This window comes from Citrobacter sp. Cb004 (genome assembly GCF_030337065.1).
Lineage (GTDB): Bacteria > Pseudomonadota > Gammaproteobacteria > Enterobacterales > Enterobacteriaceae > Citrobacter > Citrobacter braakii.
Genome location: NZ_JAOWCH010000070.1, coordinates 304,583 through 326,314, shown reverse-complemented (window position 1 = coordinate 326,314; position 21,732 = coordinate 304,583). Strand labels below are relative to the sequence as shown.

The 21,732-nt window shown below is 53.0% G+C and carries 19 protein-coding genes; 11 read left to right on the top strand and 8 right to left on the bottom strand.

Annotated features, from left to right (window positions below):
- Positions 1 to 37 precede the first annotated feature (37 nt).
- Positions 38 to 1,690 carry an alpha-keto acid decarboxylase family protein gene (locus OGV65_RS22995; protein WP_286455487.1) on the top strand — a complete coding sequence of 551 codons (1,653 nt, stop codon included), beginning with the start codon at positions 38 to 40 and terminating at the stop codon, positions 1,688 to 1,690.
- Here the strand turns inward: OGV65_RS22995 and OGV65_RS22990 are convergent, their stop codons facing one another.
- Positions 1,691 to 2,926 carry an ion channel protein gene (locus OGV65_RS22990; protein WP_286455486.1) on the bottom strand — a complete coding sequence of 412 codons (1,236 nt, stop codon included), beginning with the start codon at positions 2,924 to 2,926 and terminating at the stop codon, positions 1,691 to 1,693.
- Between the two features lie 204 nt (positions 2,927 to 3,130).
- Between OGV65_RS22990 and glk the strand changes: the two genes are divergently transcribed.
- From glk to ptsP, 6 genes are all read left to right on the top strand, one after another.
- Positions 3,131 to 4,096, top strand: coding sequence for a glucokinase (gene glk / locus OGV65_RS22985; RefSeq protein ID WP_016153902.1), 966 nt, complete (start codon positions 3,131 to 3,133; stop codon positions 4,094 to 4,096).
- Between the two features lie 220 nt (positions 4,097 to 4,316).
- Positions 4,317 to 4,643, top strand: a complete 327-nt coding sequence (locus OGV65_RS22980) for a PTS fructose transporter subunit IIB (protein ID WP_003028254.1) — start codon at positions 4,317 to 4,319, stop codon at positions 4,641 to 4,643.
- A 20-nt stretch (positions 4,644 to 4,663) separates the two neighbouring features.
- Entirely contained in the window at positions 4,664 to 5,911 is a 1,248-nt protein-coding gene (locus OGV65_RS22975) for a PTS fructose transporter subunit IIC (RefSeq protein WP_047499810.1), read from the top strand.
- A 17-nt stretch (positions 5,912 to 5,928) separates the two neighbouring features.
- The gene (gene ypdF / locus OGV65_RS22970) at positions 5,929 to 7,014 is read left to right on the top strand and encodes an aminopeptidase (RefSeq protein ID WP_286455485.1); all 1,086 of its coding nucleotides are present in this window, start codon (positions 5,929 to 5,931) and stop codon (positions 7,012 to 7,014) included.
- Positions 7,014 to 8,054: an aminopeptidase gene (gene ypdE, locus OGV65_RS22965; RefSeq protein ID WP_235116923.1), complete on the top strand. Its 1,041-nt coding sequence runs from the start codon at positions 7,014 to 7,016 to the stop codon at positions 8,052 to 8,054. Before ypdF ends, ypdE begins: the two co-directional genes overlap by 1 nt.
- A gap of 23 nt (positions 8,055 to 8,077) precedes the next feature.
- On the top strand, positions 8,078 to 10,573 hold the full coding sequence (gene ptsP, locus OGV65_RS22960) for a phosphoenolpyruvate--protein phosphotransferase (protein WP_235116922.1): 2,496 nt from the start codon (positions 8,078 to 8,080) through the stop codon (positions 10,571 to 10,573).
- Between the two features lie 77 nt (positions 10,574 to 10,650).
- Here ptsP and OGV65_RS22955 read toward each other — a convergent pair whose 3' ends face one another.
- From OGV65_RS22955 to OGV65_RS22940, 4 genes are all read right to left on the bottom strand, one after another.
- Positions 10,651 to 10,839 carry a hypothetical protein gene (locus tag OGV65_RS22955; protein ID WP_032931709.1) on the bottom strand — a complete coding sequence of 63 codons (189 nt, stop codon included), beginning with the start codon at positions 10,837 to 10,839 and terminating at the stop codon, positions 10,651 to 10,653.
- A gap of 99 nt (positions 10,840 to 10,938) precedes the next feature.
- The gene (locus tag OGV65_RS22950; RefSeq protein ID WP_235116921.1) at positions 10,939 to 11,802 is read right to left on the bottom strand and encodes a helix-turn-helix domain-containing protein; all 864 of its coding nucleotides are present in this window, start codon (positions 11,800 to 11,802) and stop codon (positions 10,939 to 10,941) included.
- A gap of 15 nt (positions 11,803 to 11,817) precedes the next feature.
- Positions 11,818 to 12,552, bottom strand: a complete 735-nt coding sequence (gene ypdB / locus OGV65_RS22945; RefSeq protein ID WP_016153896.1) for a two-component system response regulator YpdB — start codon at positions 12,550 to 12,552, stop codon at positions 11,818 to 11,820.
- 14 nt (positions 12,553 to 12,566) lie between these two features.
- A complete protein-coding gene (locus OGV65_RS22940) occupies positions 12,567 to 14,264 on the bottom strand; it encodes a sensor histidine kinase (RefSeq protein ID WP_235116920.1) in 1,698 nt (565 codons plus the stop codon).
- Positions 14,265 to 14,651: 387 nt separating this feature from the next.
- Between OGV65_RS22940 and alaC the strand changes: the two genes are divergently transcribed.
- Positions 14,652 to 15,890 carry an alanine transaminase gene (gene alaC, locus OGV65_RS22935; RefSeq protein ID WP_016153894.1) on the top strand — a complete coding sequence of 413 codons (1,239 nt, stop codon included), beginning with the start codon at positions 14,652 to 14,654 and terminating at the stop codon, positions 15,888 to 15,890.
- 65 nt (positions 15,891 to 15,955) lie between these two features.
- On the opposite strand, the gene ypdK is transcribed toward alaC, so the two are convergent.
- Positions 15,956 to 16,027, bottom strand: coding sequence for a membrane protein YpdK (ypdK, locus tag OGV65_RS22930; RefSeq protein ID WP_010723117.1), 72 nt, complete (start codon positions 16,025 to 16,027; stop codon positions 15,956 to 15,958).
- A 343-nt stretch (positions 16,028 to 16,370) separates the two neighbouring features.
- Here ypdK and OGV65_RS22925 point away from each other — a divergent pair, with 343 nt between their 5' ends.
- A complete protein-coding gene (locus tag OGV65_RS22925; protein WP_049281502.1) occupies positions 16,371 to 16,985 on the top strand; it encodes a lysozyme inhibitor LprI family protein in 615 nt (204 codons plus the stop codon).
- A gap of 41 nt (positions 16,986 to 17,026) precedes the next feature.
- Here the strand turns inward: OGV65_RS22925 and lpxP are convergent, their stop codons facing one another.
- On the bottom strand, positions 17,027 to 17,947 hold the full coding sequence (gene lpxP / locus OGV65_RS22920) for a kdo(2)-lipid IV(A) palmitoleoyltransferase (RefSeq protein ID WP_016157070.1): 921 nt from the start codon (positions 17,945 to 17,947) through the stop codon (positions 17,027 to 17,029).
- A 442-nt stretch (positions 17,948 to 18,389) separates the two neighbouring features.
- Here lpxP and OGV65_RS22915 point away from each other — a divergent pair, with 442 nt between their 5' ends.
- Positions 18,390 to 18,632, top strand: a complete 243-nt coding sequence (locus tag OGV65_RS22915) for a DUF2545 family protein (protein ID WP_016153891.1) — start codon at positions 18,390 to 18,392, stop codon at positions 18,630 to 18,632.
- Positions 18,633 to 18,715: 83 nt separating this feature from the next.
- Here the strand turns inward: OGV65_RS22915 and pgtP are convergent, their stop codons facing one another.
- Positions 18,716 to 20,107: a phosphoglycerate transporter PgtP gene (pgtP, locus tag OGV65_RS22910; RefSeq protein WP_016153890.1), complete on the bottom strand. Its 1,392-nt coding sequence runs from the start codon at positions 20,105 to 20,107 to the stop codon at positions 18,716 to 18,718.
- 421 nt (positions 20,108 to 20,528) lie between these two features.
- Here pgtP and pgtC point away from each other — a divergent pair, with 421 nt between their 5' ends.
- Entirely contained in the window at positions 20,529 to 21,722 is a 1,194-nt protein-coding gene (gene pgtC, locus OGV65_RS22905) for a phosphoglycerate transport regulator PgtC (protein WP_409065454.1), read from the top strand.
- Positions 21,723 to 21,732: the final 10 nt, after the last annotated feature.

The window sequence follows — 21,732 nt, the reverse complement described above, 5'->3', positions numbered from 1 at the left end:
TACTCAACATGAGGTTACCGTCAGAAGGAAAGCTGTCATGCAAACCCCGTATTCCGTTGCTGATTATCTGCTGGACAGGCTGGCAGGCTGTGGTGTTGGCCATCTCTTTGGTGTGCCTGGCGATTATAATTTGCAGTTTCTTGATCACGTGATTGAACATCCCAGCGTACGTTGGGTCGGGTGTGCGAACGAGTTGAATGCGGCTTATGCTGCGGATGGCTATGCCCGGGTATCCGGGGTGGGGGCGCTGCTCACCACGTTTGGCGTAGGTGAGTTAAGCGCGATTAACGGTATCGCGGGAAGCTATGCGGAATATGTTCCTGTTTTGCATATTGTTGGCGCGCCCTGTCGCGGTGCTCAACGTCGTGGGGAGTTGATGCATCACACCCTTGGGGACGGTGATTTTCAGCATTTTTATCGTATGCAGCAGGCGGTGACGACGGCCAGCGCAGTGCTGGATGAACAAAACGCCTGTTATGAAATTGACCGCGTGCTGCGAACAATGCTCATCGAACGCAGACCGGGCTATCTGATGTTACCTGCTGATGTGGCAAAACAGCGCACCACGCCTCCGAATGACATCCTAATTGTTCCTCTGAGCGAGCCAGAAAGCAGCGTGGCAGAAGCGTTTCGCTACCATGCCCGCGAGCGGTTACTGGACAGCCCGCGCGTAGCGCTTCTGGCAGACGTTCTCGCGCAACGCTTTGGCCTGCAGCCGGTATTGCAACGCTGGATGGCGGAAACGCCGATGGCCCACGCCACGTTGTTGATGGGCAAAGGGCTATTCGATGAGCGTCATCCGGCGTTTGTCGGCACCTACAGCGCTGGAGCCAGCAGCGACTATGTACGTCAGGCGATAGAAGATGCCGACACGATAGTGTGTGTTGGCACACAATTTGTTGACACTTTGACCGCCGGGTTTACGCAACAGTTACCACAGGAGCGCACGATTGAGGTGCAGCCACATGCCTCACGGATTGGAAACCTTTGGTTTAACGTTCCGATGGAGCAGGCGGTAACCACCTTGCGGGAGCTGTGTCTGGAGATGTCTTTTTCACTGCCGCCAGAACGCCCGCCAGTTAGACGTATTCAGGTTGAGAAGGGACCTCTGACGCAGGAAAATTTCTGGTATACGGTGCAGCAGTATCTGGCGCCCAATGACATTATCCTCGTCGACCAGGGGACCGCTGCATTTGGCGCGGCTGCGCTCACGCTACCCGGTGGAGCGGAGGTGCTGGTTCAGCCGCTGTGGGGGTCTATCGGCTACGCGCTCCCGGCTGCATTTGGCGCGCAAACCGCCTGCCCGGACCGCCGGGTGATCCTGATTATTGGCGATGGTGCGGCGCAGCTCACCATTCAGGAACTGGGCTCTATGCTCAGAGACGGGCAATCTCCCGTTATTTTGCTGCTAAATAATGACGGCTATACCGTGGAGCGGGCCATACATGGGGCAAATCAGCGCTATAACGATATCGCCGCCTGGAACTGGACGCAGGTGCCGCAGGCGTTTCGTCGTGAATGTCAGGCGGAGTGCTGGCGTGTGGAGCAGGCGTTACAACTGGAGGAAGTGCTGGCCCGTTTGTCCCATCCGCAACGATTGTCGTTAATTGAGGTGGTACTACCGAAAGCCGATCTTCCTGAGCTATTGCGCACGGTGACCCGTGCGCTGGAAACGCGTAACGGAGGCTAACTACTTATCGGTACGCTCGGCGACCATCATCGGTTTGCCCGCCAGCAGCAGCCAGGCGGGCAGCATGACGATGCACAGGAGCGGCAGCAGGGTGGAATCTGGCACCACCACTGCTGCCATAAACAGGCTCAGCCAGGCGTCACGGGTGACGACCAGCACCAGTCCAAGAATCGCGCAGGAGACGGTAATGGCCGCTGGCACCGCTTCAACGTGGGCGTGCAGCATCAGGCCAAGCGCGACCCCAACGAATACTGCCGGGAAAATTCGCCCGCCGCGAAAACCACTCGCAGCTGCAACCACTAATGCCGCCAATTTGATCACGGCGAGCATGAAATAATCCGATGCTCCCAGCGTCTGGCTAAATGCCATTTGCTGCATTTCGTCCAGACCTTTAAACAAGGTAAGCGGTCCGCCGATAACGCCTAAAATGCCGAGGATTAAGCCGCCAGCCCCAAGAATCAGGACCGGGTGTTTCAATCGATGCATTAAATGGTGTAAACGCGGCAGACACCAGACAGCCACCATCCCGGCGGCAATGGCGATGGCGGCAACGACCGCACCGCTGAGGATATCGATCACGTGCATCTGCGTGTAGTGCGCGATGGGCAGTGAAAAATGGGGGTGAAAAAACAGACTGGTGGTCAGCGAGCCCGTGGCGGCGGCCATTAACGGCGCAAACAGGCGATCCCACAAAGGAACATTGTCCGAGCTATTCAGCGTTTGTGAAAAGACCAGCGCGGCGGCAACGGGGGTGCCAAATAGCGCGCCGATGGTGCCGGCAGAGGCGAGGATGGTCCAGTCCAGCTTAGCAATGCGGGGAAACATACGGCTGCCGAGCGCCACAGCCAGTGCGATATTCACGGTCATGATCGGGTGTTCCGGACCCAAACTGACGCCACCCGCCAGGCCGAGGATGAGCGCTGCCAGCAAGCCCGGAATTGCTGAGGTGGGGACCGGCATTCCAATTAACGGCTCACAGGCAGGATCCGGTCCCGCGTGACCCTGGCTGTAGCGAATAACTAACCCGACCATGATCCCCGTGAGCGTCAGCATGCCGATAATCCACAGCGGAGAGTCCTGGGCAATACCGATGCTAACGGGCAGGCGTTCCCACAAAAATTGCTGTAAAACGGACGCCACTTTCATCACAACAATCAACACCAGGCTGGAGGCAATACCAATAATTAGCGCAGGAGTTGATAGCAAGAGCATCGTTCTGGCTCGTGGATGAAGCATATTCTATTCCTTAAAACAGAGTCATAGACATAGTTTGCACAGCCTGCGCAACCGCATCGCTGCAAATGGTGCTGAAACGATAAAGTAATTATGTGATCTGGATCGATTTTCCACGGGCATCAGCCTTCAGGGCGTTGTTGTTATGCCCCCATGAATTTACAGTGTGGCAAAGATTTATTCTGACTTTAGCGGAGCAGTGGAAGAATGACAAAATATGCTTTAGTAGGTGATGTTGGCGGCACCAACGCGCGTCTTGCTCTGTGCGACATTGCCAGCGGCGAGATTTCGCAGGCAAAAACCTATTCCGGGCTGGATTACCCAAGCCTCGAGGCGGTAGTACGCGTATACCTGGATGAGCATAGCGTCAGCGTCGAGGATGGTTGTATTGCCATTGCCTGTCCGATTACCGGTGACTGGGTGGCAATGACCAACCATACCTGGGCATTCTCTATTGCTGAGATGAAAAAAAATCTGGGCTTCAGCCATCTGGAAATCATCAATGATTTCACCGCCGTGTCGATGGCGATCCCGATGCTGAAGAAAGAGCATTTGATCCAGTTTGGCGGTGCGGAGCCTGTTGAAGGCAAGCCGATTGCTGTCTATGGCGCAGGTACCGGACTCGGCGTGGCGCATTTGGTGCATGTAGATAAACGCTGGGTTAGCCTGCCCGGTGAAGGCGGTCACGTGGATTTTGCGCCTAACAGCGAAGAAGAAGGGATTATCCTTGAGGTCCTGCGTGCGGAAATTGGTCACGTTTCCGCAGAGCGCGTACTGTCAGGTCCGGGGCTGGTTAATCTGTATCGCGCCATCGTCAAATCAGACGGGCGCCTGCCGGAAAATCTGCAGCCAAAGGATATCACCGGGCGTGCGCTGGCTGATTCCTGTATCGACTGTCGTCGCGCGCTGTCGCTGTTCTGCGTCATCATGGGGCGTTTTGGCGGCGATCTGGCGTTAACGCTGGGCACGTTTGGCGGTGTGTACATCGCGGGCGGCATCGTACCGCGCTTCCTCGACTTCTTTAAAGCTTCGGGTTTCCGTGGTGGTTTTGAAGATAAGGGGCGTTTTAAAGCCTACGTACAGGATATTCCGGTATATCTGATCGTGCATGATAACCCGGGCCTGCTTGGTTCCGGTGCGCATCTGCGCCAGACGCTGGGCCATATTTTGTAAGACCAACGCCGGACGGTGCACAGCGCTTATCCGGCTTACACATATCCCGCAAGACCGCGTTATTACGCGGTTTTTTTATGCCTGCCGCCCGCCTTTCCGACCTTCGTCACATTTCCGAATGGCGGGATTATTTGTCCAGTAAAAGCATTATTTGTCTGATAACGGTCGTTACTTTCCCCGGACCATAATTTCACTCGTTAACTATTACGAGGAAATGATTATGAGCAAAAAACTGATTGCCGTTTGCGCGTGCCCAATGGGGCTGGCCCATACCTTTATGGCGGCTCAGGCGCTGGAAGAAGCCGCGGTTGAAGCGGGTTATGAAGTGAAAATTGAAACCCAGGGTGCGGACGGAATTCAAAATCGCCTGACGGCGCAGGATATCGCTGAGGCAACGTTGATCATCCATTCTGTTGCCGTTACTCCGGAAGATAACGAGCGTTTTGAGTCGCGTGACGTCTACGAAATTACGTTACAGGACGCGATAAAAAATGCAGCCGGCATCATCAAAGAGATCGAAGAGATGGTTGCCGCTGAACAACAATAATTATCGACAGGGAATTACGTATGGCCATTAAAAAACGCAGTGCAACCGTTGTGCCTGGCGCATCTGGTGCGGCAGCGGCAATAAAAAATCCACCGGCCTCCCACAATAGCTTCTGGGGCGAACTTCCGCAGCATGTGATGTCGGGTATTTCGCGCATGGTACCGACGTTAATTATGGGCGGGGTAATTCTCGCCTTCTCGCAACTGATCGCCTATAGCTGGCTCGATATACCTGCTGACACCGGCATCATGGATGCGCTGAACAGCGGAAAATTCAGCGGTTTTAATCTCTCATTACTGAAGTTTGCCTGGCTGTCGCAATCTTTTGGCGGCGTGCTGTTTGGTTTTGCTATTCCGATGTTTGCCGCGTTTGTCGCCAACTCTATCGGCGGTAAGCTGGCGTTTCCGGCTGGGTTCATTGGTGGACTGATGTCCACTCAGCCCACACAGATACTGAATTTTGACCCAGCGACGCTGCAATGGGCAACCAGTGCCCCCGTCCCGTCAACCTTTATTGGCGCGCTGATTATCTCGATTGTCGCCGGGTATCTGGTGAAGTGGATGAACCAAAAAATCCAGTTGCCTGATTTCCTGCTGGCATTCAAAACCACCTTTTTACTGCCCATTCTTTCCGCGATCTTCGTCATGTTGGCGATGTATTACGTGATAACGCCGTTTGGCGGGTGGATCAACGGCGGAATTCGTTCACTGCTGACGGCAGCTGGAGAGAAAGGCACGCTGATGTACGCGATGGGGATTTCTGCGGCAACGGCGATTGACCTCGGCGGTCCGATTAATAAAGCCGCAGGATTTGTCGCCTTCAGCTTTACTACCGATCACGTTCTGCCGGTAACCGCACGCTCTATTGCCATCGTGATTCCTCCAATTGGCCTCGGGTTGGCTACGCTTCTCGATCGGCGCTTAACCGGCAAACGCCTGTTCAGCGCACAGCTCTACCCGCAAGGGAAAACGGCAATGTTCCTCGCGTTTATGGGCATCAGCGAAGGGGCGATCCCGTTTGCGCTGGAAAGCCCCATCACGGCAATTCCATCCTATATGGTTGGCGCTATTGTCGGATCGACGGCTGCCGTCTGGCTGGGGGCGGTGCAGTGGTTCCCGGAATCGGCTATCTGGGCATGGCCGCTGGTCACTAACCTCGGCGTCTATATGGCGGGGATCCTGTTAGGTGCGGTGATTACGGCGCTGATGGTGGTGTTCCTGCGCAACATGATGTACCGCAAAGGCAAATTGCTGATTGAAAGCCTCTGATTAGAAGGATTGTGACCATGAGCTTACTTGCCTCGCTGCGTGACTGGCTAACGGCGCAACATCTCGATGCGATGCTGCTGTCATCGCGGCAGAATAAACAGCCGCATATGGGGATCTCCAGCGGTTCAGGGTTTGTGTTTATCAGCCATCAAAGCGCGCATATTCTGGTCGACGCCCGTTACTACACCGATGTTGCCACGCGTACTCAGGGCTATCAGATCCATCTACTTGATGGCGCGCAGACGCTGTATTCACGGGTGAATCACATTATTGCTGACGAAAAGCTGCAGACGGTGGGATTTGAAGGCGAGCAGGTAAGCTGGAATACGGTGAATGGATGGTCGGGCAAACTGCGTGCCCGACTAGTGAGTGCCGTGCCGGATGTGCTCCGGCAGGTAAAAACGGCGCAGGAGATAGCCTGCATTCGCGAAGCCTGCCGGATAGCTGACCTTAGTGCTGAACATATTCGCCGCTTTATTCAACCCGGCTTCAGTGAGCGCGAAATCGCCGCTGAACTGGAGTGGTACATGCGCACGCTCGGTGCAGACAAACCCTCTTTTGACACCATTGTCGCCAGCGGCTGGCGCGGCGCGCTGCCGCACGGTAAAGCCAGCGACAAGCGTGTCGAGGCGGGTGAGTTCATCACTCTGGATTTTGGCGCGCAGTATCAGGGCTATTGTTCGGATATGACGAGAACCTTTCGCATCCCAGACGCAAACCAGCCAGCGCAAGAAAGCCCGCTGTTTTCCGTGTATCAGATTGTCCTGGCGGCGCAGCGTGCGGCGGTGGCGGCAATTCGACCAGGTCGGCGTTGCCATGAGGTTGACGCCGCAGCCAGGCAGGTCATTACGCAGGCGGGCTATGGCGATGAGTTTGGTCACAATACCGGACACGCTATCGGCATTGAGGTGCATGAAAATCCCCGTTTTTCCCCCACCGACGCGACGCCTCTGGCGGTTGGCATGCTGCTCACAGTTGAGCCGGGTATTTATCTGCCGGGGCAGGGAGGCGTGCGTATTGAGGACGTGGTGCTGGTTACGCCAGACGGCGGCGAGGTGCTCTACACCATGGCGAAAACATTGTTACACACGGGAGAAGCGTAATGGACTTATCGCTACTGAAGGCGCTGAGTGAGGCGGACGCGATCGCCTCTTCAGAACAGGAAGTGCGGCAGATCCTGCTTGAAGAGGCGGATCGTCTGCATAAAGAGGTGCGCTTTGACGGCCTGGGATCGGTGCTGATCCGTCTGAATGAATCAACCGGTCCGAAGGTAATGATCTGCGCGCATATGGATGAAGTGGGATTTATCGTGCGCAGTATTTCCAGCGAAGGAGCGATCGACGTATTACCGGTGGGAAATGTGCGTATGGCGGCCAGGCAATTGCAGCCGGTGCGGATCACTACCCGTGAAGAGAGCAAAATTCCCGGTCTGCTCGACGGAGATCGCAGCGGTAATGACGTCAGTGCGCTGCAGGTGGACATTGGCGCGCGGTCTTATGACGAGGTACTTCAGGCCGGCGTACGCCCTGGCGATCGCGTCACCTTTGACACGACGTTTCAGGTTTTGCCGCACCAGCGAGTCATGGGCAAAGCCTTTGATGATCGACTTGGATGTTATTTGCTGGTGGCGCTGCTGCGCGAATGGCATAACGCCATTCTCCCATGTGAGGTCTGGCTGGTGGCCAGTTCCAGTGAAGAAGTGGGACTGCGCGGAGGGCAAACGGCAGCACGTGCGGTCGCCCCGGATGTGGCGATCGTGCTGGATACCGCCTGCTGGGCCAAAAACTTTGATCATGGTGCGGCCAACCATCGGCAGATTGGTAATGGCCCGATGCTGGTGTTAAGCGATAAATCGCTGATTGCCTCGCCAAAGCTGACGGCGTGGGTTGAAAGCGTGGCCACCGATGCGGGCATTACCCTGCAGCTTGACATGTTCAGTAACGGCGGCACTGATGGCGGGGCGGTGCACGTAAGCGGCACGGGGATCCCCACGGTTGTCATGGGGCCAGCTACGCGGCATGGACACTGCGCGGCGTCGATTGCCGACTGCCGTGACATCATCCAGACGCAGCAGTTGTTGTCGGCTCTTCTTTCACATCTTACGTGCGAAACCGTGGTTCATCTGACGGATTTCAGGTGCTGATTTCGCGCTAAACAGGAGTTGTTATGCTAACGATTCAATTTCTTTGCCCGCTACCCAATGGCCTGCATGCGCGTCCGGCGTGGGAGCTGAAAGAGCAGTGCAGCCAGTGGCAAAGTGAGGTGATATTTCTTAACCATCGCCAGAACGCTAGGGCTGATGCGAAAAGCTCGCTGGCGCTGATTGGCACCGGGACGCTGTTTAATGACAGTTGTAGCTTAACCATCACCGGTCGCGATGAAGAACAGGCCCGGCGAGCGCTAGAGGAGTACCTCCTGCACCGGTTTATTGACAGCGACAGCGTTCAGCCGACGCCGGCAGAACTGGCGGCGCATCCGTTGCCGCGTTCGCTGATTCGCCTCAACCCAGACCTTCTTTATGGCACCGTGCTGGCAGGAGGCGTGGGGGCAGGTTCGCTCACGCTTTGGCAGAGCGATAATCTGGAAAGCTATCGCGCAATTGCGCCGAGTGCGGAAGACAATACCCGGCTGGAGCATAGTCTGGCGACGCTTGCCGAACAGCTCAATCAGCAACTGCGCGAGCGTGAGGGTGAGAGTAAAACCATCCTCAGCGCCCATCTGTCTCTGATTCAGGACGACGAGTTTGCCGGGAATATTCGTCGCTTAATGCTGGAGCAGCATCTGGGGTTAGGGGCGGCGATTATCGCCAATATGGAGCAGGTGTGCGACAAGCTGTCGGCCTCCGGTAGCGATTACCTGCGCGAGCGCGTTAGCGATATCCGTGATATCAGCGAACAGCTGCTGCATATCACCTGGCCTGAAAGACGTCCGCGCAATGCGCTGGTGCTGAATAAGCCGACGATTCTGGTCGCTGAGGATTTGACACCCAGCCAGTTTTTAAGCCTCAATTTGCAGCATCTGTCAGGCATGATCCTGGAGAAAACAGGGCGCACATCGCATACCCTGATCCTCGCTCGCGCGTCGACTATACCGGTGCTTAGCGGCTTGCCGCTGGAGGCCATTAGCCGCTATGCAGGGCAGCATGCGGTACTGGATGCCCGCTGTGGGGTACTGGCCATCAATCCAGACGATGCGGTTCGCGGTTATTACGCGATTGCGCAGAAGCTGGCCGATGAATGCCAGCGGCGGCAGGCGCTGGATGCCGCTCAGCCCGCGCTGACCAAAGATAATCAGCGTATTGACGTTGCAGCGAATATCGGTACCGCGCTGGAAGCGCCGGGGGCGTTTGCCAATGGCGCGGAAGGGATTGGGCTGTTTCGTACTGAAATGCTGTTTATGGACCGCGACAGCGCTCCCGACGAGCAGGAACAGTTTGAAGCCTACCAGCAGGTCTTATTGGCCGCGGGCGACAAGCCGGTTATCTTTCGCACCATGGATATTGGGGGGGATAAAAATATCCGTTACCTCAATATTCCGCAGGAAGAGAATCCTTTCCTGGGCTACCGCGCGGTGCGAATTTATCCAGAGTTTGCCGGACTGTTTCGCACGCAACTGCGCGCCATCTTACGTGCGGCAACCTTCGGCAATGCGCAGCTGATGATCCCAATGGTGCACAGCCTTGACCAGATTTTGTGGGTAAAAAGCGAACTGCAAAAAGCGCTGGTGGCACTGAAAGCCGACGGTTTACGCCATGCTCCGACAATTTCATTGGGGATTATGGTTGAAGTGCCGTCGGTGTGTTACATCATCGACCATTTCTGCGATGAGGTGGATTTCTTCAGTATTGGTTCAAACGACATGACCCAGTACCTGTACGCCGTCGATCGTAATAACCCGCGCGTTTCGCCGTTGTACAACCCGATTACGCCGTCGTTCCTGCGAATGTTGCAGCAGATTGTCCGCGTGGCGCACGAACGTGGTAAATGGGTGGGCATTTGCGGCGAACTGGGGGGCGAAGGACGCTATTTACCGCTGCTGCTGGGCTTAGGACTCGACGAGCTGAGCATGAGCAGTCCACGTATTCCGGCGGTGAAAAGTCAGCTTCGTCAACTGGAGGGCCAGGCATGCCGTGAACTCGCCATACGGGCCTGTGAGTGCCGTAGCGCTCAAGAGATAGAAGATCTGCTCAACCAGTTTGCACCGCAGAAAGACGTGCGTCCGCTGCTGGCGCGGGAGAACATCTTTGTTGGTGAATCTCTGAGTAACAAAGAGCAGGTGATTCAGTTTCTGTGCGGCAATCTGGGTGTTAATGGGCGAACTGAACATCCGTTTGAGCTGGAGGAAGATATCTGGCAGCGCGAAGAGATAGTCACCACTGCTGTCGGTTTTGGTGTGGCTATTCCGCACACTAAGTCCCAGTGGATCCGCCATTCCAGCATCAGTATTGCCCGGCTTGCTCATCCCGTTGACTGGCAGTCAGAGATGGGCGAAGTGGAACTGGTTATCATGCTGACGCTGGGGGCTGATGAAGGCATTAACCACGTGAAGGTCTTCTCGCAGCTGGCGCGTAAGCTGGTGAACAAGCCGTTCCGCCAGTCGTTGTTTGCCGCTGAAAATGCCGACAGTATTCTCGCGTTGCTGGAGGCGGAACTGACGTTTTAAGCTTCATTGAAAGAGCGCTCTCCAGCCTGCGACGATCTGGTTGCAGGCTGGATGAACGCGACCGGAAAGCGACATCATCAATGCGGCGCGTTTGGCACCGGCAGTTTCCCGGCTCTTAAGAGCGTCATTTCTTGCTTACAGAGCAGAACTACCGCCTGGCGAGCTTTAACACGGCGGGAGGTAAGGGCTCTTTTCACGGTCTGACGATCCGCACCTGATTCCAGCATCTGAAAACACATCAGGGAGAGTGCACGTCTGTTTTTCATCGCATATTCACTTTATTGAGTAAGCCTGCAGGGGGAGCTACATGCCGTTATTTTACAACGATGCAAACGGATATTACTAACCTGTTGGTGTTGTCTCACTTAACGTGCTGACTGAAAACGTACGCTGTACTCTCCCGGCGTCAGGCCAAACTGACGCCGGAACAGGCGGCAGAAATAATTACTGTCCTGATACCCGCACCGCTGTGCGACTTCGCTAATCGACAGATGGTATTTCTGTAAGATGATGCGCGCCTTCGCCATTCTGACCCACCGCAGGTACTCGACGAACCCCATGGTGCCGTGCTGGGCAAACACTTTTGACAGGTGGTTGGGCGTGATATTAAAAAACTGCGCTACGCTTTCCCGGGTCAGCGGTTGGGCATAGTTATCCTGCACCCAGTTACACATACTGTGATAGAGAAATTCAGCGCGCGGACGCTCTGTGTCAGGGCGGGTATTCACCACGCTACGACACAGATGCAGCAGGCTAAGCACCAGCGGCTGAATAATATCCTGGGCCTGAGAAGAGCGGCTTAAATGGGTTAATGCGGTGAGCATCGCCTCGCCTTCGCCGCGCTGCGGATGTGGTAACTCAATACGGCGGATCGGACGTAACAGCGATGCCGTTCGATTATCGTAAAAAGAGAGCCCCAGCCAGGCCGGAGAAAACACCAGACTCAGTAGCATCACGGGCTTATCGCTACCGGGCAAATTCGCCGCTTTCGCCGGGATAAACAGCATGTCGCCTTCAGGTAGACTATGCTGCTGTTTTTCCAGTTGATTACTGTATTCGCCACGCAGCACGATATCGAGGCGCGGAAGGTCAATACACAAACTGCCGGACGGAAACGTGGTGGGCTGGGTCGCGAACCACACGCGGCCAAGACGCTGCGGGTTCAATACCAGGCCGCTGAACAGATCGGCGAAAAACTGTTGGTCTGCGGGGAGGCCTGGCTCTTTCATCGCTCTTTCTCTGCGCTATAAGTGCATTAACTGCCTGAACTCTTTCACTTTACTCCGACTCACCGGGATTTCAAATTCCAGATCTTTTAAGCGCAAAATGTAGGTGTTGTTAAACCAGGGTTCGATCTCGCGGATTTTATTCAGATTCACACAGAACGAGCGGTGGCAGCGGAAGAAATGCGAAGCAGGCAATTTGCTGCAAAATTCAGTGATGTTCATCGGCATCACGTACGATTCGCGGCGGGTGTAGACAAACGTCATCTTTTCATGGGCTTCTGCGTAGTAGATGTCGTTGATCGGGGTCACGATGATCCGCTCATCTTTGATCAGATTGATCGTATCGTTTTCGCGGGTCACCGGACTGGCAGGCGAGGTTCCCGTTTGCTGTTGCTGCCAGGCTGCTTCCAGCTTTTGCAGCATGCCGACGATGCGTGATTCCTGATACGGCTTCAGGATGTAGTCAAAGGCCTCCAGTTCAAAGGCTTCAACAGCGTGCTCTTTCCACGCGGTAATAAAGACAATAAAGGGCTTGTGCGCGAACTGGCTGATGTTTTGCGCCAACAGGACGCCATCCAGCGAGGGAATATTGATATCCAGAAAAATGGCGTCAACGCGGTTGTGCTGGAGATATTTCAGCACGTCCAGACCGTCGTCAAATGTGCCGACAATCTCCATCTGGCTGTGCTCTTTTATCAGCCAGCTAAGTTCCTGTTGGGCCAGGAATTCATCTTCAACAATGATGACTTTCACGACTTCACTCCTGGTTAAAGCAACAATGTGGCCGGTGCGGCTGCGGGCGAGTGCTGATTAGGCACATAAAAGGCAATCTCAGTGCCTGGCTCCAGACGGCGGATATGGAGGCCCTCGCCGTAGAGCAGCTTAACGCGATGATGCACATTCAACAGACCAATTTTATTGCCCGGCATTTCATTGGATTCGACCCGTTCAATCACTTTTGGATCGATACCGTGGCCCGTATCCCGCACGGCAATTCGTACCCGATTACCGCACTCCGCAACGCTGATAGTGACCACCCCTTTTCCTCTGCAGGGCTGAATCCCATGGACGATAGCGTTCTCTACCAGCGGCTGAATCAGCAGGCTGGGAATATAACAGCTTACCTCTTCATCGATATCATAAATAACCGTCAGCTTGTCGCCAAAACGGGCCTGTTCGATGGCGATGTAATCCTTGATTTGATATAGCTCTTTTTTGATGTCGATCTGCTCATCGTCTTTTAATTCAATATTATAGCGAAGATAGCGCGATAAATTAAAAATCAGCTGGCGCGCAGTGTCTGGATTCAGCCGCACCGACGATGAAATTGCGTTCAGGGCGTTAAACAGGAAATGGGGATTTATTTTACTTTGTAGCGCACGCAGCTCTGCCTTATTTGCCATTTCGCGTAGCTGCTCCGCCCGGGAGACTTCCAGCTGAGTCGAGATAATTTGCGACAGGCCGATGGCCATTTCCTGCAACGAGGAGGTTATCTGGTGGGCGTGACAGTAGTAGATTTTTAGCGTACCGGTGACAACACCTTTCTCCCAAAGCGGAATCACCAGCATGGAGTGTATTTCCGGCGTACGGTGCGCTTCATCATTGTTTTTAATGATGATTTTTCCGTAATTGATCGCCTGTTGCGTAGTCGGACTGACGAAATCATCGTTATCGCGGTAGTTAAGTTCACCCACGCCAACGTAGGCCAGCACGTGCTGGGTGTTGGTAATAGCGACGGCATCAGCATGGATATCATGGCGAATAATTTCGCACACCTGGCGAAGCGATTCGCTATTGACCTGGCGAAAAAGTGGCAGAGTTTTGTTGGCGATATCCAGAGCCAGCTTAGCCTGCTTCGCGGCGCTGGCTTCTTTCTCGCCTTCCACGCTTTGCACCAGCATGACGATAAAACCAATGCAGACACTACCAAGAATCATTGGGATGCCGATTTTCGAGACGATATCCAGCCCCAGTTCGGCGGTGGGCGCCCAGGCGACGACGAGGATCATGGTCAGAGATTCGCACAGCATTCCGCCTAAAATACCCGCACGCCAGTGCTGCGCTTTGGGGATCCTACGGTTGATCCAGCCGGCAATGCAGCCTGCCAGAATGCTGGTGATAAAGCAGGGCAGGGCGGTTACGCCGCCGATGTCGATCAGGTAGCGGTGGGTGCCCGCGATCAGGCCTGTAATAATACCGACCCAGGGACCGAACAGAATTCCCCCTGACATGACGGCGATAATACGTACGTTAACCAGTGAGCCTTCAACCGGTACGCCGGACCAGGTACTGAACAGGGCAAACATTGAGAAAATCGCGGTAACGGCGAGCAGCTCTTTCGGGGAGTGGGCTGACTTGTGCAACAGTTCGCGAAACAGGCGGATACGAATCAGGAAAAACAGACAGAACAGCATCAGCGCTGCCCGGTCGAATACCGCCAGCAGCATATTGAATATTTCGTGCACGGGTGACTCTTGCGCAAGGGTTAAACCTCTATGATAGGTAACCTGAGGCTGGATGACCAGCACACCCGCAGCCTGTAGCTAATGGGGAAAAACCTTAATATTAAAAGGGGATTGTTGCATGGTTGTTGTATTTACAATGCCTGTCCTGTCAACGGAGCGCACAAAGTAATATGTTTAACAATAAAATGTTAAATGGTGGTAATTTTAAGCGGAGTGTGAAAAATTTTAATTCCTCATTTTTTCTGGCACTTCCTCTTTTATCTCAATAAAAAATATTTTGTTTTGCCTCTCGACAGAAGGAAATTATTCAGGCTATTTTCTAAACGTGCCACCATCGTGGCAGCGTCGCTCGGACGGTCCGGGCGCTAACGTTAATCTGAGGATATTATGGCTGACTCCCGCCCTGAACGTCGCTTTACGCGTATTGATCGTCTTCCCCCTTACGTTTTTAACATTACTGCTGAACTGAAGATGGCTGCGCGTCGGCGCGGCGAAGATATTATCGATTTCAGCATGGGGAACCCGGATGGGGCCACGCCTCCTCACATTGTCGAAAAACTCTGTACCGTGGCGCAGCGCCCGGATACGCACGGTTACTCCACCTCGCGCGGCATTCCGCGTCTGCGTCGGGCTATTTCCCGTTGGTACCAGGAACGCTATGACGTTGAGATCGATCCGGAATCCGAAGCGATTGTGACGATTGGCTCGAAAGAAGGATTGGCGCACCTGATGCTGGCCACGCTGGATCACGGCGATACGGTCCTCGTACCGAACCCGAGCTATCCGATCCATATTTATGGCGCGGTGATTGCCGGCGCGCAGGTACGCTCAGTGCCGCTGGTCGAAGGCGTCGATTTCTTTAATGAGCTGGAGCGCGCGATTCGCGAAAGCTACCCGAAACCGAAGATGATGATCTTAGGTTTTCCTTCCAACCCGACTGCGCAGTGCGTCGAGCTGGAGTTCTTCGAAAAAGTTGTGGCCTTGGCTAAACGCTATGACGTGCTGGTGGTTCATGACCTGGCCTATGCCGATATCGTCTACGATGGCTGGAAAGCGCCGTCGATTATGGAGGTACCGGGCGCTCGTGATGTCGCGGTGGAGTTTTTCACCCTATCGAAAAGCTACAACATGGCGGGCTGGCGTATCGGTTTTATGGTAGGTAACAAAACGCTGGTGAACGCGCTGGCTCGAATTAAGAGCTATCACGATTACGGAACCTTTACTCCGTTGCAGGTTGCAGCAATCGCCGCGCTGGAAGGCGATCAGCAGTGCGTGCGGGATATTGCTGAGCAATATAAACGTCGTCGAGATGTGCTGGTTAAGGGGCTGCATGAAGCCGGGTGGATGGTCGAGATGCCCAAGGCCTCGATGTACGTTTGGGCGAAAATCCCAGAGCAATACGCCGCGATGGGATCACTTGAATTTGCCAAGAAACTGCTGAACGAGGCGAAGGTATGCGTTTCGCCGGGGATTGGTTTTGGTGATTATGGTGATACGCACGTGCGCTTTGCGTTAATTGAAAACCGCGACCGTACCCGCCAGGCGATCCGTGGCATCAAAGCAATGTTCCGCGCCGATGGCTTACTGCCTGCCAGTGCAAAATCGGCCACTGAAAGTACCGACTAACAACACGTTTCCCCAAAAGCAAACAGGAGCCATCAGGCTCCTGTTTATTTGCTGCGTCTTTTAATTTAGATCATCAGGGCGAAAGTACCGGCCCAAACGATGACCATAAAAGAAATGCCCATAAAGAAATATTTCACTTTTCATCTCTCCGCGTACCTGAGGTACGTCTAAATGAACATATGCTAACCTGACAGAGAGCTGATGCACGCGTAAACGAAATGGAGAATTCCCTTCGTTTGCTTGTCTGCATCACCTCAGAATTCTGAGCTTTTATGCTCCAGACGGCGCTAATGTACGCCTAAAAATGAGGTGAGACAAGAGGCATTTTTTTATTTAATTTTAATAACTTACAAGTGTCGTGATTCGGCGACAGTTTAATTTCTATCGGTAATAAATTGCTATTGAGCGACGGAATGTTTACTCGGAGAATTCTCATATCTCCATGATGTTAATGCGGTTAATTTTTCGCGGAATGAGATTATGAAAAGGTTAAAAATGACCAGATTAATGATGTTAGCACTCGTTCTTACGCCAGTGACGTCGATGGCGGCCTCGCCGATGGCATTCAATTTCAGCTGCGCAAGTATTGGTGGTGTGAATAGTGATGGTAAAGGCAATATCTGGATTGATGGCACTAAGGCGACGGTAAAGGCCTTCAATGAAAATTACTGGGAAGCAAAAAGCGGTAACAATACCGTGTCTATCTCCCGTAAAGATGACGGGAATCCGGACGTTTCCTGGACCGGGCCTAATCGTAAGCACGGGATTTGCCTGCCTGAAGACAATATCGACTTTTCAGGGGCAAAGAAATCGACCAGCAACGGGCCTTCTTTTTCCTGTTCTGCGGTAGCAAAGGGCAGTATCGAGGAGGTTATCTGTCAAAGTCCTTCGCTCTCAGCCATGGATTTGGCATTGAACGGGTCCTACAAGCAGGCGCTGGTGAAATCGAGTAATAACCCGACGCTCAAAGCAGAGCAACGCGGCTGGGTGAAAGGGCGTAACGAATGCTGGAAAGAGCAGGATAAGCCAGCGTGTATAGCCCGTAACTACAATGAGCGAATGGCTGAATTACAGAACAAGTGGGGCGTGAAGTAATTCAGGCGCAGAAAAAAAGAAAGGCCTTTCGGCCTTTCTTTTTAGATGTACAACGAGGCTTCACCCATCGGGCGAGTTTTGAAGCGACGGTGGATCCAGAGATACTGCTCGGGCGCGCGCATGATCTCTTTTTCGATAATTTTGTTCATATACGCCGCTGCCTGGCTTTCATCTGTTGGATAACCTTCCATTTCTGGCGTGATGAACAGGCGGTAACCGGAGTTATCTGCTTTTCTCACCATGGTTACGGTCAGCATCGCTGCTCCCGATAACCGTGACAGCACGTAAGTACCGTTGGTGGTCGCGACGTTTTTGACTGCGAAGAAGGGGGCGAATGAACTCCCTTTACGACCGTAGTCCTGATCGGGGGCAAACCATACTGCTTCCCCTTTTTTCAGGGCGCCGACAATACCGCGCAGATTATTTCTGCCGATCATGGCCTTGTTGGAGCGCATACGACCGCGGGTTTGGATCCACTCCATCAACTTATTGTTGTGCGGGCGATAGGTTGCCATCATCGGTTGGCAAAGTCCCATTACGCGACCACCCAACTCGAGTGACATAAAGTGTACGCCTACCACCATCACGCCACGGTTTTGCATCTGTGCGCGTTTCAGGTTGTCCAGCCCTTCTACATCAAACCATTTGCGTACCCGGCGATCCGGCCAGAACCAGGCCATACCCGTTTCAAGCAGCGCCATGCCGAGTGAACGGAAGTTCTCATCGACCAGTTTGTCTCTTTCTTCTTGCGACAGATTTGGGAAACAGAGTTCGAGATTTTTATGAGCAATAGATTCACGGCGCTTTAAAAATGGACGAGCCAGCGTTCCTGTACGGGTACCAAGAAAACACAATACGGGATAGGGAAGTTGTACCAGTAACCAGAGCACACCGACGCCAAACCATGTGAGCCAGTAGCGCGGATGCAAAAACGCGCGTGAAAATTTACATTGGGGGAACATAAGCACCTGTTGTTGATACGAAATAGGTGTATCGCGAAGATTCTTTAGTCTGCCGCTTTACAGTCTGTACTGATCGTTAGGCCGCCATGAACGACATTGGTTCCTGTAAAGAGTGTAAAACTGAGTCAGGACAAAACCAGGAAGGGGCATGAATGATCGGACGCTCAATGTACACCCGAATATTAATGTCAGCCAGAAATAATTACTCAAGATGCGTAAATGTTTTTACGGCGATTAAGGTCAAAAATGAGTCGATATATAATGCGTTGTTTTTATGACGATTAAATAAACGGGAGTCGAATAAATTATTAGTCAGCGATTGAGTGATTTTTGTAACGAAAATGTTGCTTAAATTGCGAACCATTGGGAACTGTCTTAGAATATAAACTCAAGGGAGTGTAAGGACTTACGTAAATTTTTACGGCAAACAGGAGGTATCGCTATGTTCTATTTTTGGATCTTTCTCGCGTTGAGCATTCTGAGCGTCAGTTGCTATATCTGGCAGGTTATGGGGGCTGCGGCGTCAATAAGTGCTTTTATCGGCATGGCCATACTCACGGCATTAATTTACGTTTTTACTATGCAGTTGACCAATGGTAACGAGATGGTTACCGGATTATTCCTTTTTCTTGCCCCAGCATGCGGTTTGATCATCCGCTTTATGGTGGGTTACGGTAAGCAATAAATTATCACGCTGAGCTATTTATGCTTTATCTGAATGTATTGAAGTGCCAGCATCGCTGGCACTTTTTGCGAGACTGAAATCGGCTACCGGGCATCAGCCAACTGGAGTGACGCTTCCTCTTGCTGAGCGTTTTTCCGCTGTTGTTCGAGCTCCAGCGCGCCGCGATGGGAGAGGTAGCAGAACAGGATGCAGCAGACAATCCCGCCCATCAACAGATAGAAGCCGCCATGCCATCCCATTTTATCGACCATCACGCCAAACAGGCTGGTTCCCAGCGATGCGCCAAAAATGTAGCTCATGAATCCGCGTAACCCTACCGCAGAACCTACTGCGAAGCTGGGGACGATTTCCATGGTCTGAACGGAGGCCAGGAACTGCGGAACATAAATCAGGCAACCCACGATGGCGGCAAAAATAGTGACCATCAGCAGCGATTCACTTTTCCAGTAACCGATCAGGCAGACGAAAATCAGCGCCATACAGATCATGGCCAGCGGCATGCGACGGCCTTTAAACAGTTTATCGGTGAGCCAACCCGCCAGTAATGTGGAAGGAATTGCCGCCCATTCGAAAAACAGAAAAGCTATGCTCATTTGCTCTTTCGAGAAATGTTTTTCGGTTAATAAATAAATTGGCAGCCAGCTAATCATACCAAAACGCACCATATAGACAAAGACGTCTACCAGTGAAACATACCAGGCATTCTTATTACGCAATACATAGGTGCAGAAGATCTGGAAGGCACTCATATTTTCTGGCGCCTGGACAGCGTGTCGGGAATTTAATACGACTTTTTCTTCCGGCATCATTTGTTCCAGAGCCGGTAAACCCTCCTGGCGTGGTGAACCTTTCCCCAGCATCAGCACAATAAAAGCAAACAGTACGGCAACACAGGCCGGAACAATATAGCTGGCGCTTTGCCAGTGTTCGCTCCCCAAAATGGCAAACGCGGCGCCAACAATCGGGGCGACAATACCACCGCCAACGTTGTGTGAGATATTCCAGAATGCGCCAACGCGTCCACGTTCTTTACGTGGAAACCAGTTAGCGATGGTAATAAATGAAGGGCCAACGCCCATCCCCTGAAACAAACCGTTGAAAACGACCAGCGCGGCAAATATCCAGAATCCGGTACTGAACCCCAGGCCTACGTTGACGATAGCGCACAGGATCAGGCCGCATGCCATGAAGACTTTCGGGCTGGCCTTGTCTGCCAGACTGCTCATAATGCCTTTACTGATCCCATAGGCAATAAGCATGCAGCTGCTGAGTAAACCAATCTGCGTAGCGCTGAGATCCAGGTGCTCCTTCAGGTATGGAGTCGAGAGCGTGAAGTTATTGCGCACAATATAGTACGCAAGATAGCCAAGAAATACGCTGAGTAATGCCTGAATGCGGTATCGGCCATAAGTTGCCTGGACTTTCTCCGCCGGGACTTTATTCGCCGCTGGTCCTGCCTTAAATATTGATAACATATCATCACCTAATTTTTTATTGATGTGAATATCAGGATTTTTCGCAGTGAAGAGTGAAATAGACGGCAAAGAAACTCAAATTGATGAAATGTGTCACTATTGACTCAATTTGCGGGCGGCGTGGCAGATTTTGACTCTTTTTTAATAATGGATTTTCAATTCTATTCTTTCACGGGCATTTTTATCATCGGCGTGTGCGGGTATTAACAAATTCAGACTGCATTTTCGGGTATTCTTTACTGATGTCGTCACTTTCCGTTTGGTTATTCTACGAATAACCTTATTCTTCCCCCCAGCGGTGATAAACGGGTAAGTTTTGTCTCAATATTATTTTTTGTACATGTTGGTAATTATGAACGGGATCACAAACAGACTGTTGGGCCGGGGGCGTTTTTGGGCATTCTTGCTCTGTTTTATGTCGCTGTCGGCGAGCTGCCAGGTCCTGGGTAAAGAGCTGGTGATGGCGACCACCTTTTCCCCAGGGGCCACGGCCTGGATTATCCAGCGCTGGCAGACGGAGCCAGGGTCAGTGATGATTCGCACGTTAAACCGGACCAGCGGTTCGCTGGAACAGTTGCTGGATACTGCGAATGCGGAAAACGTCGATCTGATTTTGACCTCATCACCCATGCTGTTGCAGCATCTTCAGGAGCACCAGAAGCTGGCTCCTTTCGATAATGCACTGCCTGAAAGCCAGCGGCTGGTGCCAGACTCGATTCGCTCGACCTCCGTGGCTGTGGCGATATCAGGGTTTGGCCTGTTGATTAATCGTTCTGCGCTGGCGGCGCGGCATCTTCCGCCGCCTGCCGACTGGGGGGATTTAACGCAGCCTAAATATCAGAACGCGCTGTTGATGAGTAGCCCGTCGCGTTCCGATACCAACCACCTGATGGTTGAGTCGCTGCTGCAACAGAAAGGGTGGGAAGAGGGCTGGGCGACGTTGTTGGCCAGCGCCGGTAATCTGGTAACGATTTCATCACGCAGTTTTGGCGTGGCCGACAAAATTAAGAGCGGTCTGGGGGGGGCGGGGCCGGTTATTGATAACTATGCCAACCTGTTGCTTAACGATCCGCACCTTACTTTTACCTATTTCCCTCGCTCGGCGGTGTCACCCACCTATGTTGCCGTACTCAAGAATAGCCAGCACCCCAACGAAGCGCGTCGCTTTATCCGCTATCTGTTAAGCCCGGAAGGACAGCGGATCCTTGCGGATGCGAACACGGGGAAATATCCGGTCACGCAGCTCGCGCCTGATAACCCACGCGCCGCTCAGCAGGCTATTTTGATGAGCCAGCCCGCGCTTAATTATCGGCTGATCCTTAAGCGGCAACAGTTGGTGCAGCGGATGTTTGATACCGCCATCAGTTTTCGACTCGCGCAGCTGAAAGATGCCTGGCGGGCGCTATACAGTGCGGAAGCGCGCCTGAAACGCCCGCTACCCGAAATCAGAGCATTACTGACCAGCGTCCCGATAGATGCCAGAAGTAGTGAGGATGAGGCCTGGCTTGCGCAATTTGAGAATAAAAGCGTAGCCGAACAGCAGATGATGGAGTGGCAGCTCTGGTTTCTTAAAAATCAGCGTCAGGCGATATCCAAACTGGAAGAGTTAAAATGAAAGGTGGTTC